Source organism: Pseudomonas wadenswilerensis, from assembly GCF_024749185.1.
GTDB lineage: Bacteria > Pseudomonadota > Gammaproteobacteria > Pseudomonadales > Pseudomonadaceae > Aquipseudomonas > Aquipseudomonas wadenswilerensis.
Genome location: NZ_CP087191.1, coordinates 666852 through 680230, shown reverse-complemented (window position 1 = coordinate 680230; position 13379 = coordinate 666852). Strand labels below are relative to the sequence as shown.

The following is a 13379-nucleotide window of genomic DNA, read 5'->3' as shown; positions in this document are numbered from 1 at the left end:
AACCGCCCGGCCCCGGTGGCCAGCCAGTCGGTACGGGTCAACGCTCGATGATCGCCGTCACGCCCTGACCGCCAGCGGCGCAAATCGAGATCAGGCCACGGCCCTTGCCGGCGGTGGCCAGCAACTTGGCCATGTTGGCCAGAATGCGCCCCCCGGTGGCCGCGAAGGGATGCCCGGCGGCCAGTGAGCTGCCCTTGACGTTGAGCTTGCCGCGGTCGATTGCACCCAGTGGCGCGGCCAGGCCCAGGCGGGTTTTGCAGTACTCGGGGTCTTCCCAGGCCTTGAGGGTGCACAGCACTTGCGCGGCGAAGGCCTCGTGGATTTCGTAGTAATCGAAGTCCTGCAGGGTCAGGCCATTGCGCGCCAACAAGCGCGGCACGGCGTAGGCCGGGGCCATCAACAACCCTTCGTGACCTTTGACGAAATCCACCGCGGCGGTCTCGCCATCGACCAGATAGGCCAGCACCGGCAAGCCACGCTCACGGGCCCAGTCTTCGCTGCCCAGCAGCACCACCGAGGCGCCATCGGTCAACGGCGTGGAATTACCTGCGGTCAGCGTGCCCTGCCCGCTGCGGTCGAACACCGGCTTGAGGCTGGCGAGTTTCTCCAGGGTCAGGTCCGGGCGCAGGTTGTTGTCGCGGGTCAGCCCCAGGAAGGGAGTAAGCAGATCGTCATGCCAGCCGTCGGTAAAGGCAGCGGCCATGTTCTGGTGGCTGCGCAGGGCCAGCTCATCCTGCTCCTGGCGTGGGATCTGCCAGGTCTTGGCCATCTGCTCGCAATGCTCGCCCATGGACAGGCCGGTGCGCGGCTCGCCGTTGCGCGGCAACTCGGGTTTGAGGTGACCGGGGCGCAGTTTGAGGAAGGCCTTGAGCTTGTCGACGGTAGTCTTGCCACGGTTGGCCTGGAGCAGGATCCGGCGCAAGCCTTCGCTCACCGCGATCGGCGCATCGGAGGTGGTATCAACGCCACCGGCAATGCCGCAGTCGATCTGCCCCAAGGCGATTTTGTTGGCTACCAGCAATGCCGTTTCCAACCCGGTGCCACAGGCCTGCTGCAGATCGTAAGCCGGCGTTTGCGCTGACAGCCGCGAGCCGAGCACGCTTTCGCGGGTCAGGTTCATGTCGCGAGAATGCTTGAGCACCGCTCCCGCCGCCACTTCGCCCAGGCGCAGGCCATGCAGGCTGTAGCGTTCGATCAGGCCCTCAAGCGCGGCAGTGAACATTGCCTGGTTGCTGGCGGTGGCGTAAGGGCCGTTGGAACGGGCGAAGGGAATGCGATTGCCGCCAATGATGGCGACCCGGCGCAGTGAGCGCATGCGTGATGTCCTCTTTTTCCCTAATGGTCCGCTACAGCGTAGGTGTTTTTTCTGCGGTCGAACGACCAATGGCCAATCATGGTCCACACTTTGAAGCTATTTCAGGGAGAACCGCACATGAGCGACCGCTATATCGACTTCGCCAACTCCGACTTTGGACGCCGCCTGGTGGGTGCCGTCGGCCTGCCCAGCCCGGCCCGCCTGGAGCGCTGGGAAGCCGGCCGTCTGCGGCCGATCGAAGGCGCGCTGCTGCTGGGTGGCGGGCCGCTGGCGAAGACCATCGAAGCCTTCGCCAAGCGCCTGACCGACGAGCTGTACAGCTTTGCCAGCCCTGAACTTGAGGCCAACGAGTGGGTGGCCGGGCTCGGGCCCAAGCTCAAGGCGGTGGTGTTCGATGCCAGTGAACTGGACGATATCGACCAGCTCAAGCAACTGCGCGAGTTCTTTCAGCCGCTGCTGCGCAGCCTGGCGCCCAGCGCTCATATCGTCATCCTCGGCCGCGCCCCGGAACAGCTCGACGACCCGCTGGCGCGCGTTGCCCAGCGTGCCCTCGAAGGCTTCAGCCGCTCCCTGGCCAAGGAGCTGCGCGCCGGCGGCACCCTGCAACTGCTGTATGTGAACGAAGCGGCCGAGGACCAGCTTGAAGGCGCCCTGCGTTTCTTTCTTTCACCGAAAAGCGCGTTCATCTCCGGCCAGGTACTGCGCCTGGAGGCCTGCGGCACAGCGGTGCAGGACTGGAGCCGGCCGCTGGCGGGGCGCAAGGCACTGATCACTGGCGCGGCCCGGGGCATCGGTGCGGCGATTGCCGAAACCCTGGCCCGCGATGGCGCCGAGGTGATCCTGCTCGATGTGCCACCGGCCAAGGCTGACCTCGAGGCCCTGGCCGCGCGTTTGGGCGGGCGCAGCCTGGCCCTGGACATCTGCGCGGCGGACGCCCCGGCGCAGTTGCTCGAAGGTCTGCCCGACGGCATCGACATCGTCGTGCACAACGCCGGCATCACCCGCGACAAGACCCTGGCCAACATGACCCCGGAGTTCTGGGACTCGGTGCTGGCGGTCAACCTCAAGGCCCCGCAATTACTGACCCAGGCACTGTTCGACAGCGGCGCCCTGCACGACAACGCGCGCATCGTGCTGCTGGCCTCGATCAGCGGCATCGCCGGCAACCGTGGCCAGGCCAACTACGCCGCCAGCAAGGCCGGGCTGATCGGCCTGGCCCAGGCCTGGGCGCCGAAGCTGGCCGAACGCGGCGCCAGCATCAACGCCGTGGCCCCCGGGTTTATCGAAACGCGCATGACCGCGGCCATCCCTTTCGCCCTGCGCGAGGCCGGGCGGCGCATGAGTTCGCTGGGCCAGGGCGGCTTGCCCCAGGATGTCGCCGAAGCGGTGGCCTGGCTGGTGCAGCCGGGCAGCGGCGCGGTCAATGGCCAGGTGCTGCGGGTCTGCGGCCAAGCCGTGATGGGGGCCTGAACATGACCCGAAAATGGATTGAGCTGGGCAACACTGCGGCGCTTTCCGGGCTGTACCTGCGCGCCGCGCGCAAACGCAAGATCAGCGGCGACAGCCTGCCCGCCACTGGCTTGCGTTGCCACCTGAACGTCGATCCGCAGCAGTTGCAGGCCTACCGCAAACTTTGTCACTTCAGCGACGACGGGCGCCTGCCGCCCACCTTCCCGCATGTCATGGCCTTCGCCCTGCAAATGCAGTTGCTGACGGCCAAGGACTTTCCCTTCCCGTTGCTGGGGCTGGTGCACCTGCACAACAGCATTCGCGTCGTGCGGCCCCTGGGCGGCATCAGTCGCCTGCGTTTCAGCGTGCATGTGGACAACCTGCAGCCCCACGAAAAAGGCGGCACCTTCGAGCTGATCACCGAAGCCGAAGACAGCCTTGGCCTACTCTGGTCCGAGACCAGCCGCATGCTCTGCCGGGGTTTGAAACCGGCCGGCGAACCGGCCGCGGTCGAAGCGCCTGAAGCCCTGCCCTTGAGCGAACTGACCCGCTGGTATGCCGACAGCGATATCGGCCGGCGCTACGCCAAGGTCTGCGGCGACTACAACCCGATCCACCTGAGCGCCGCCAGCGCCAGGCTGTTCGGTTTCCCCACCGCCATTGCCCATGGCATGTGGAGCAAGGCCATGGCCCTGGCAGCCTTGCGCGGGCATCTGCCGGTCAGTGGATATGAGATCGAGGTGGACTTCCTTAAACCGGTGCGCCTGCCCAGCGAGGTGATCCTCAATGCCAGCCCGACGGCGGCCGAGGGCCAGTTGCAACTCGACGGCCATGGCGAGCTGGTGCACATGCGCGGGGCCTGGCGGCCATTGAGCTGACAGCACCCCTTGCGTTGCGACGGCGCCCGCCTGAAGCTATGCCGCTTGAGGAGAGCCCCGATGAACCTGCAAGAACTGACCCAACGCCTGCACCGCATCCGCGACAACAACGACTGGCGCGGCTTTCACAGCCCAAAGAACCTGGCCATGGCCGCCAGCGTCGAGATGGCCGAACTGGTGGAAATCTTCCAGTGGCTGACTGAAGACCAGTCGCGCCAGCTGCCGCCCGAGCAACTTGAGCACGCCGGGCAGGAAGTCGGCGATATCGTCCTTTACCTGTTGCTGCTGTGCAGCGAGCTGGGCCTGGACATGGAGCAGGTAGTCAAAAGCAAACTGGCCGACAGCGAAAGGCGTTTTGCCAAATGAACGACCGTCATTTCGATGAACTGGCCACCCGTTTCGCCGAGAAAATCTACGGGGGTGCCAAGGGTGCGATCCGCCTCGCGGTGCTTCAGGCCGACCTGGCCGAAGCCCTGCCCGAGCGCCCGCTGCGGGTGCTGGATATCGGCGCGGGCCTGGGCCATATGTCTCTGTGGCTGGCGCAACGCGGGCATCAGGTTACCCTGGCCGAACCCGCCGCACCGATGCTCGACGGTGCCCGCGAACGCTTTGCCGAAGCCGGCCAACAGGCCACTTTCATTCAGGCCCCCTGGCAGGACCTGCTCGGCCAGCTGACTGAACCCTATGACCTGGTACTGTGCCATGCGGTGCTGGAATGGTTGGCCGAACCCGAGGCCATCCTGCCGGTGCTGCATCAACTGACCCGTGCCGATGGCTGGCTGTCGCTGGCGTTCTACAACCGCGACGCGCTGGTGTACCGCAACCTGCTCAAGGGCCATTTCCGCAAACTGCGCAGCAATGAACTGGCCGGTGAAAAGCAGAGCCTGACCCCGCAAAAACCACTTGATCCACGCACGCTCAAGGCGCAACTTGAAGACTTGTGGAAGGTCGAAAGTGAAAGTGGTGTACGGGTTTTCCACGACTACATGCCCCGCGACTTCCAGGCCAAGGCCGAACTGCTCGACCTGCTGGAGATGGAGTTGGCGCATCGTCGTCATCCGGCTTTCGCCGGGCTGGGCCGCTACCTGCACTGGATCTGTCGACCGCGCTGAACCGCGCCCGCCGGGAGGGTGACATGCCGTACCGTTTGACCCTGGGCCTGCTGTGCCTGGCCCTCGCCGCCTGCCAGGGCAGCAACCCCTACGTCGCCAGTTCCCGGCCATTGCCGCCGGCGCCGGCACACGCGGCCAACACCTTCGATGCCAGTGCCTACCCCGCCGCGCCGCGCGACTATGCCCGCTACCGCAGCTGGGCCTGGCGCGACGGCCAGTTGCCGGCTGGCAGCACCTATGCAGAACCCGCCCAGCTGGCCGATGCCGTGAGCAATGCCCTCGACCAGCGCGGCCTGCGTCCGGCACGCAACGGACAAGGCGGGGATTTGCTGGTCAGTGCCGACCTGCGCCTGGAACGGCGCCTGCGCCAGGTTCGCGAAGACTACTACCCCTATGACGCCTACCCTTATGGCGGTTACGCTGGCTACGGCAGTTACGGCCGCTACCACAACGGCTACGGGGTCTACGGCAGTGTCCCGCTGGTGCGTACCTACGAGGTCGAAGTAATGGTGGTGCGCGTTGACCTGTATGACGCCCGCGACGGCCAGCCGGTATGGAGCGCCAGCGCCGAAACCGCCAGCCAGGATTCCCAGGGCAAGCGCGCCGATGCCTTGCGTGAGTCGGTGCAAAAGGCGCTGGCCAGCTATCCTCCCAGTTAAAGGCAATCGGAGAACCATCATGTTGCGCCGTCTCGCTTTACTCTCGTTAGTGCTGTTGCTCGGCGCCTGCCAGAGCGGCAACGTTACCCAGGACTTCGATGCCAGCCGTGACTTTGCCGCCTACCGCAGCTGGGTCTGGCAGGAGCCGGGGCTGCAGTACCGCCCGGACGATCCGCGGATCAAGAGCGACCTCACCGAACAACGCATCCGCCAGGCGGTGGCCGGCCAACTCGACCAGCGCGGCCTGCGCCCGGCCCCGGGCAACAGCCGCGGTGACCTCAAGGTCCAGGCCTACCTGATCGTCGAAAACCGTCAGCAACAAATCACCACCAACTACGGCGGCGGTTGGGGTGGCTACTGGGGCGGCTACTGGGGTGGGCCGATGTACAACGAAACCCGCAGCGTCGACTACAAGGTGGCAACCATCCAGGTCGACCTGTTCGATGCCCGCGATGGCAAGCTGGTGTGGCGCGGCAGTGCCGAACAGATCATGAACAATTACCCGCCAAGCCCGGAAGAACGCAACACGGCGATCCAGAACACCGTCGCCAAACTGATGGGCAACTACCCGCCACGTTGAGCCTCACCCGCCAGTCGCCATGCAGGCGACTGGCCATTATGTTGACTACACTTCTCGCACTGCTGCCCCGCGCGGCCATGGGCCGGCAAAGGAGTGCTCGTGTCTTCTCGCTTTCCAGCACGGCAACGTGGCGCTATCGGGCTGTTGGCTGCCCTGACCCTGGGCATGGCCCTGGTGTTCGTGCTGATGGTGGTTGACACCGGCAGGCTGTTCCTGGAGCAGCGCAAATTGCAGCGGGTAGCCGACATGGCGGCACTTGAGGCCGTCAATGGCAAGGGCACTTGCCTGCCGACAGGTCCCAGCGCACAGACGCTGGCAGTGCGGGCAGCGACCCGCAATGACCATGCCCCAAGCGCCAATCACAGCCTGCAGGTGGAATGTGGCAGCCTGCAGACCGGTGCCGGCAGCTTGCGCGTGTTCACTGCCGATTCCACCAAGGCCGATGCGGTCCGGGTGACGGCCGGCATTACCCTGGAGACCAGTATTGCCGCCGGTATCCGCTCGCTGGTGGCCTCCGCCACCTTTGACCCCAGCACCCGCCTCAGCGCCCAGGCAACCGCGGCCCAGCCCGGTCCGCCGCTGGCCCGCCTGAACATTCGCAGTACCTTGCTGAACATCGACTCGTCACGTTCGGCGCTGCTCAATACACTGATGAGCACATTGCTGGGCAGCCAGGTCAATTTGAGCCTGGCCCAGTGGCAGGGCTTGTTGCAGGCCGACGTCAATCTGCTCAACTACCTCGATGCCCTGGCGATCAAGACCCAGGTCAGCGCAGGCAACTACACCGAACTGCTGGGCAAGACCCTCAATGTCGGTGAAGCCCTGAAGGTCATGGCCACGGTGGCGGCGCAGAACAATCCGCTGGTGGATGTCAGCGGCCTGAACCAGCTCGGTGTGCAGGCCGGGAATGCAGGGGGCATTGTCCTGGGCGATTTGCTCGATATCCAGAATGGCGGCTCGAGTGCCGGGCTGGACGCAAATCTGCAAGCCCTGCAATTGGTCCAGGGCATGGTGCAACTGGCCAACAGCGCCCATGGTGCCGAGGTCAGCCTGCCGGTCAACCTGCTGGGCCTGGCCAATATCTCGACCCGGGTAAAAATCATCGAGCCGCCGCAGTTTTCCGCCCTGGGCAATCCGGCCAAAGCCACGGCAGACCCAAAAGATCCCGAGCAGATCTATGTTCGCACCGCCCAGACGCGCATCCTGATCAAGGTCGACCTGGGACCGCTGCTCGGAGGCATCAACCTGGGGATCATCCAGGTATTGCCCAACCCCAGCCTCGACGTGGGCTTGGCGGTCGGCAGCGCCAGCAGCCATGTCACCGGCTATAACTGCGGCTCGGCCGCCAGCAAGAGCCTGACCGTGCGCAACGAGGCAGCAGCGGTGAAAGTGCTGATCGGCACAATCAACAGCAGCAACTTCTTCTCATCGGTCAAGCCGGTCGACGCCAGCCCGCTGGTGCTGCTGAAGGTGCTGGGAATCGACATCGGCCTGGGCGCAAACTCACCGCTGTTCAGCCAGGGCGAATCTTTCACCTACCTCAAGCCACCTGAGCTCGAACAAGACTCGGCCAACCACCTGCTCAGCTCGAAGAATATCGTTGCCAGTGTGCGCAGTACCCTGCAGGGCCTGGAGCTGACCCCGCAGATCCCGCTGGTCAGCCTGTTGCTCAACACCGTTTCAGGCTTGATTGGCACTTTGCTCGGTTCGCTGCTCGACCCGATCATCAACAACCTGCTGATGCTCCTGGGTATCGACCTGAACCAGGTGGAGATTGGTGCCAACCTCAGTTGCCACAGCGGTCGCGCTCAACTGATGATCTGAGCCCGTGGCAGCTCGATGCAGAACCGCGCACCCAGCTCACCATTCTCGACACTCAGGCAGCCGCCCATGGTGTCAACGATGCCGTAGCTCACCGACAGCCCCAGACCGGTACCGACGCCCACCGGCTTGGTGGTGAAGAACGGCTCGAAGATGCGTTCGAGCAAACGCGGTTCGATGCCGCCGCCGTTATCCTCGACCAGTAGCCGCACCTGCCGCGCATCGCACTCAAGACCCAGGGCAATCCACGGCTGCACGTCGCGTTGCTGCTCCCGCCGGGCCAGCAGGGCATCGCGGGCGTTGACCAGCAGGTTGATCAGCACCTGCTCCAACTGATCCTGATGGCCAGTGACCTGCGCGTCGTGCTCAGGAGGCTGCACGCGCAGTTCCACACCCTTGCCGCGCAAGCCGTCAGCCAGCAACGACAACGCCCCCTCAACGGCCTGCCAGGGCGCGAACAGTTGCTGTTCGACTTCCGAGCGCCGACCGAACACGCGCATATGGTCGACCACCTTCGAGGCGCGCAGCACCTGGGCATCGATGCGTTTGAGCTTGTCTTGCAGGTAGTCGACCTGGACCTCGCCGCTTTCCAGGCGCTTGAGCGCATTGACCACGGCCATGCGCATCACGTTGAGCGGTTGGTTGATCTCGTGGGCAAGGCCGGTGGCCATTTCACCGAGGGTGGCCATTTTCGCGCTTTGCAGCAGTTGCTGCTGGGTGCGCCTGACTTGTGTGTTGTCGCGGCCCACCGCCTGGATTTCCTGTAACTGGCCATGCTCGTCGAACAACCCGCGATCGGACCACACCCACCAGGCATGCTCGCGCCCCGGTAATTGCAGGCAAATCTCTGCGTTGCTGACCGGTTGCTCTGGCGTCAGCCCGGCCAGGCGCTCGACAAAGGCCTGGCGCTGCGCCTCGGACAGCCATTGGCCAAGGTTCAAGCCAGCCAGTTGCGCGGGTGAACACTCCAGGTAATCGGCCAGCGGCTGGTTGCCGAACACCAGGCTCAGGTCGGGCCGGTAGCGACAGATCATCGCCGGGGAGTCCTCGACCAGCACCCGATAGCGTTCCTCGCTCTGACGCACTTTTTCCGCAGCGGCGGTCGCCTCGCTGACATCCAGCCAGATGCCCACCACCTCGACCGGCAGGCCCAGGTCATCACGCAGCAGACGCGCTTCATCGAGTACCCAGTGATAGCCCCCTTGATGGTCACGCAGGCGATAGCGACTGCGACTAGAGCCTTCGCGTAACAGAATGCGGGTACGCTCCAGCCACAGTGGCTGATCGTCGGGATGCAACCACTGGCCAGGTTGCAGAGGCTCGTCCGCCCGGGGCTGCCAACCGAGCAGCGGCTCCAGGCTGGCACTGAAGAATTCCGACAGCAACGCCCCCTCGTGGTAACGCTGGACGTAGATGACCGCCGGTGAACTGGCGATCAGGTTTTCCAGGCGCGCCTGGGCAGCGCTGGCCTGCAGCTGCTGCGTCTTGATATCGCTGATGTCGAGCATGAAGCCCTGCACCCGCCGGTTACCGCCGCTGCCGTGCACCTGGCCGCACACCCGGTACCAGCGCGGCTGCGCCTGGGCGTTGTGGTCGAGCAGGCGCAGGTTCAGTTGCACGGCGCAGCCCTGGCGTTGCAGGTCGCCAAAGGCCAGCTGAGTCGCTTCCCGGTCTGCCGGGTGCACGCGGCTCAGCCATTGATTGACCGTCAGCGCTGGCGGAATGCCCAGGCTCTCGGCCAGCGCCGGGTCCAGGTGCAACTGCGGCTCATCCAGACGCCACTGCCACCAGCCAGCCCCCAGTTGCAGCTGCAGGCTGTCCAGGCGCTCGCTTTGCTGATCCAGTTGATGCGCAGCCAGACGACCGAGTAGCGGCTCGACAAAAGCAGCGGCAACCAGTAATGCATCCAGCGCTTGCAGGACCTCTTGCGGCTCGACACAGATCAGCCAAGCCTGATTGACCTGCCCTTGCGCATAGGCCAGCAGATAGGTCGACAGCCCCGGCAGCAAGTCCTGCAGGCCAGGCTCAGTGGCGCTGCTGATCATACTGGCGGGCAGTTGACGATCCAGCACAGGCGCAAGCTGTTCATCACGCGGCCAGTGCAACGCGTCGCCACTGCAAGCGTAGGTTTGCCAGCCCTGATCCGTTTGCACCAGCACCCGCGCGCCCCTGGCCCGCCAGTGCCGTACCAGCCAGTTGAGCTGCTCTTCGGCCACCACCTGCAGGCGCTCGATAGTGCAGGCGCGCAAGGCGCAGGCCAGGTGCGCGGTCAGGTGCTGCTGGCGCTCGGCAGCCAGGGCTTGCTGGCGGTGCTGCAACAAGTCGCCGATGTCGAACAGTTGCAGCAACCAGCCACCGCTTTGCGCCAGCAACCAGCCGCGGGTGTGCAAGGTACGCCCGCCAGCCGCCTTGAAATCCAGTTCCAGTGGTTGGCCCTGCCAGTCTGGCGGCTCGCCTTCGAGCACCAGCAGGCTGTAGGGCTGCACGTAGTCGTGCAGACGCACGCCGGCCTGGGTCGGCAACGCCAGCACCGAGCGCAGCGGGCCTGCCAGGCGTAGCACGCGGGCGGAACCATCCAACCAGAGTTGCAGGCCCACGGCAGGCACATCGGCCGGTTGCGGCACTGGCTCCTCGGCTGGCGCGGCGCGCCCGCGCCAGCGCTCGAACAGGCTATGCCCGCCACTCACAGCTGCAGGCTCGCTTCGGCCTTGAGGCTGGCGGGCAAGCGCGGTACTTCACCGATCCCCGGCAGGTCCAGCACCGGCAACACCGAGGTCAGCTTGGCTTTGGCGTAATCGATCTTCACTGTCAGCAGCTTGCCGGAGGTGAGCGTGACACTGGCATCGCTGTTCACCTGGAAATTCAACGACGCCGGCATCCACGCCAGTTGCTCACCGAGCACGCGCTTGGCCAGCGTGTTGACGTCAGCGCTGTGGGTCGCGCTGGCGGGGTCCAGCGCCACGCAACGGCGCACCGCTTCGCTGCTGGCCTGGTTGAACGATTGCAACATCAACATTGGCAAGCCGTAGCTGACCACCCCATAGAAGGCCGCGAAAAAGATCACGAATACCGCGACGAACTCGAGGGCTGCCGCACCTTTTTGCCGCTTGCACAGGCTTGCTTGCATGATCGCGTCTACCCTGACAGTGACACCTGAAAGACAGCATAGAATCATTCACCACAAAGGGATGGCCTTTCGCCAATGCAAAGCATTGTTCTGCTGCTGTGGCTTGCCTTGTGCTCTGAACAAGATCTGCGCGAACGTCAGATCGCCAATACCCTGACCCTCGGCGCCGCGGCGTGTGCGCTGATCTACCTGTTCGTTACCGGGCACACCTGGATCGGCGCCGATGCCAGTGAAGGTGGCTGGGCGCTGGCCATCGTCATGCTCCTGACCCTCCCCGGCTACATGCTCGGCCGCCTGGGCGCCGGCGACGTGAAATTGCTCGGTGCCCTGGCCCTGGCCACCGATCGCATGCACCTGCTGGGCACGTTTATCGGTGCCGGTGTAGCCGTCGTTGCCTGGCTGCTTGGCCGTCGCTGGCTGTGGTCCCTTTTAAGTCAGAAGGTTAAGAACCGCCTGAAGCAACTGAGCGAAGAGTCGTCAAAAAAACAGCCTTTCGCGCCGTTCCTGCTGGTCGGTTTTTTACTGGCTGCGGTATGGATCCATTAGTCGAATGCTGCGTGCAAATGGATGCGCCCACCTTGTACATAGCCCAAAAGTGCGACTACTTTCTAGTGTGTGCCGGATGGATCCAGGCTCAGCCTGGTTGAGGGAACATAGAGGCGAACAGCAGGGAGTTGCATGTGAACAAATCAGTCAGTGAATTAAAGGTGCTGGTGGTGGACGACCTGCCACTGATCGTCGAAGAGTTGTGCGAATTTCTCCAGAGCAGTGGATACCATTGCGTGCCCTGCCACTCCAGTACCCAGGCCATCGAACAGTTCAGTGCCGATCAGGAGATCGCGCTGGTGGTGTGTGATCTGCATATGCCCGACTACGATGGCCTGGAACTGATGCGTGCGCTCAAGGCCATTGCCGGGCCGCAGCGGCTGTTCGAAGCGATCATGCTCACCGGCCGCGCCAACAAGCAGGACGTGATCAAGGCGCTGCGCGAAGGCTTTGCCGATTACTACCAGAAACCGGTCGACCTCAGCGAGCTGCTCGAAGGCGTGCAACGCCAGGAGGCTGCCGTGCTGGAACGACGCAGAAGCTACCAGCACCTGGGTGACCTGAACCAGAAGCTGCAGTTTTTGGCCGACTCGATCGACGACCTCTACCAGGACCTGGACAAGGCCCGCGGGCTCGGCGCCCACCGCCGCGCCACCGACGTCGACCCCGAAGTGGAACCCGACAACCTGCCAACCCTGTTCAACAAGCTGTCACCGCGCCAGCTGGATGTGGCGCGGCTGGTCAGCAAGGGCAAGACCAACTACCAGATCGCCTGCGAGCTGGGCATCACCGAAAATACCGTCAAGCTCTACGTGTCCCAGGTGCTGCGCCTGACCCACATGCACAACCGCACCCAACTCGCGCTGGCGCTGTCTCCCAGCACCTCGCCCCTTCATCAACGTGTCACGGCGCACTGAGTGCAGCGCCGGTGTCAGACGCAGGCGGCTCACCAGGTTGACCTGCGCCAGGAGGTTGTCGTCGCTGCCTTCGTGCCTTGCTCCCGCTCATGAACCCAATGCCCTGCCCAAGGCGCTAAGGCCGGGACCGGCCAACACGATCAGCAAGGCCGGAAACAGAAACACCATCATCACCATCGACATCTTCCCGGACATCTTCGAAATCCGTTCCTGCATGCGTGTCAGCCGACGGTCATCGAGCAGTTGCTTGAGCGCCAACAGCGACTTCATTGCGCCACCGCCCTGGGTCAGCAATTGCTGGAGAATCACGCAGGTGTCGCTGAACTCGTCGACGCTGAGCAACTGCGCGGTTTTCTCAAGCTCCGCAGCCAAGGCCAAACCGGAGTCGACCCGCAGCAGAATCGCCCGCAACTCCTCGCTCAACACTGGCAACAGTTGTCGCGACTCCTGACTCAGGACACGCAAGGTTTGCTCCACCGCCAGGCCCGACTCGAAGAGAATCCTCAGCAAGGGTATGAAGGTCGAAACTTCGCCGGCGACCTGTTGCTGGCGACGCACAGCGGCCCGCGCCAGCAGGCGTTTGGGCAGCAGATAGCCCACGCCCATGGCGCAAAACGGCACCACCAGCCACGGTAACTGGCTATCGCGGTACAGACTCTCCTGCAGCGCTACACCCAACCCCAGGGCGAGGAACGGCACGCCAACCTGGCAAGCGGCAAACAGCGCCCGTTGCCGACTCCGCCGCCAGCCCATGCGGTCAAGCAGCAGACGGGTCTCGCTATCCAGATTCAGCGAACGCTGGCCCAGCCGGCTGCTACCGATCTGTTGCAGCCAGTTGCCCAAGCGGTTCTCACTGCCAAGCTGGCCCTGCAGACGCCGAGCAACCAGGCGCTGGCGACGACGCTGGTGCAGCAACTGGCCTGCCAGCAAGACAAATGCGGCGAAGAACATCAGGGCACAGAGCAACCAGGCCAT

The 13379-nt window shown here is 64.3% G+C and carries 13 protein-coding genes; 9 read left to right on the top strand and 4 right to left on the bottom strand.

Annotation, left to right across the window (positions count from 1 at the left end):
* Positions 1-37: 37 nt before the first annotated feature.
* Positions 38-1315 carry an acetyl-CoA C-acetyltransferase gene (locus LOY45_RS03010; RefSeq protein WP_134064431.1) on the bottom strand — a complete coding sequence of 426 codons (1278 nt, stop codon included), beginning with the start codon at positions 1313-1315 and terminating at the stop codon, positions 38-40.
* 117 nt (positions 1316-1432) lie between these two features.
* Here LOY45_RS03010 and LOY45_RS03005 point away from each other — a divergent pair, with 117 nt between their 5' ends.
* From LOY45_RS03005 to LOY45_RS02975, 7 genes are all read left to right on the top strand, one after another.
* Complete coding sequence (locus tag LOY45_RS03005) at positions 1433-2785, top strand: 3-oxoacyl-ACP reductase (RefSeq protein ID WP_258578724.1); 1353 nt, start codon at positions 1433-1435, stop codon at positions 2783-2785.
* Positions 2786-2787: 2 nt separating this feature from the next.
* Entirely contained in the window at positions 2788-3642 is an 855-nt protein-coding gene (locus tag LOY45_RS03000) for a MaoC family dehydratase (protein ID WP_115088942.1), read from the top strand.
* Positions 3643-3702: 60 nt separating this feature from the next.
* On the top strand, positions 3703-4008 hold the full coding sequence (locus LOY45_RS02995; RefSeq protein WP_115088943.1) for a MazG-like family protein: 306 nt from the start codon (positions 3703-3705) through the stop codon (positions 4006-4008).
* A complete protein-coding gene (locus LOY45_RS02990; protein WP_115088944.1) occupies positions 4005-4754 on the top strand; it encodes a methyltransferase domain-containing protein in 750 nt (249 codons plus the stop codon). The genes LOY45_RS02995 and LOY45_RS02990 overlap by 4 nt, the downstream gene beginning before the upstream one ends.
* A 23-nt stretch (positions 4755-4777) precedes the next feature.
* A complete protein-coding gene (locus LOY45_RS02985) occupies positions 4778-5413 on the top strand; it encodes a DUF4136 domain-containing protein (protein ID WP_134064435.1) in 636 nt (211 codons plus the stop codon).
* Between the two features lie 19 nt (positions 5414-5432).
* Positions 5433-5993: a DUF4136 domain-containing protein gene (locus LOY45_RS02980; RefSeq protein WP_115088946.1), complete on the top strand. Its 561-nt coding sequence runs from the start codon at positions 5433-5435 to the stop codon at positions 5991-5993.
* A gap of 99 nt (positions 5994-6092) precedes the next feature.
* A complete protein-coding gene (locus LOY45_RS02975) occupies positions 6093-7817 on the top strand; it encodes a pilus assembly protein TadG-related protein (protein ID WP_258578723.1) in 1725 nt (574 codons plus the stop codon).
* Here the strand turns inward: LOY45_RS02975 and LOY45_RS02970 are convergent.
* Both LOY45_RS02970 and LOY45_RS02965 read right to left on the bottom strand, forming a co-directional pair.
* Positions 7802-10501: a PAS domain-containing sensor histidine kinase gene (locus LOY45_RS02970; protein ID WP_258578722.1), complete on the bottom strand. Its 2700-nt coding sequence runs from the start codon at positions 10499-10501 to the stop codon at positions 7802-7804. The two genes, LOY45_RS02975 and LOY45_RS02970, sit on opposite strands and share 16 nt — an antisense overlap.
* Complete coding sequence (locus LOY45_RS02965; protein ID WP_115088948.1) at positions 10498-10941, bottom strand: TadE/TadG family type IV pilus assembly protein; 444 nt, start codon at positions 10939-10941, stop codon at positions 10498-10500. The genes LOY45_RS02970 and LOY45_RS02965 overlap by 4 nt, the downstream gene beginning before the upstream one ends.
* 75 nt (positions 10942-11016) lie before the next feature.
* Between LOY45_RS02965 and LOY45_RS02960 the strand changes: the two genes are divergently transcribed.
* Together LOY45_RS02960 and LOY45_RS02955 are read left to right on the top strand one after the other, a co-directional pair.
* Complete coding sequence (locus LOY45_RS02960) at positions 11017-11487, top strand: A24 family peptidase (RefSeq protein ID WP_134064439.1); 471 nt, start codon at positions 11017-11019, stop codon at positions 11485-11487.
* A 134-nt stretch (positions 11488-11621) separates the two neighbouring features.
* The gene (locus LOY45_RS02955; protein WP_115088950.1) at positions 11622-12404 is read left to right on the top strand and encodes a response regulator transcription factor; all 783 of its coding nucleotides are present in this window, start codon (positions 11622-11624) and stop codon (positions 12402-12404) included.
* A gap of 87 nt (positions 12405-12491) precedes the next feature.
* On the opposite strand, the gene LOY45_RS02950 is transcribed toward LOY45_RS02955, so the two are convergent.
* Complete coding sequence (locus LOY45_RS02950; RefSeq protein WP_115088951.1) at positions 12492-13379, bottom strand: type II secretion system F family protein; 888 nt, start codon at positions 13377-13379, stop codon at positions 12492-12494.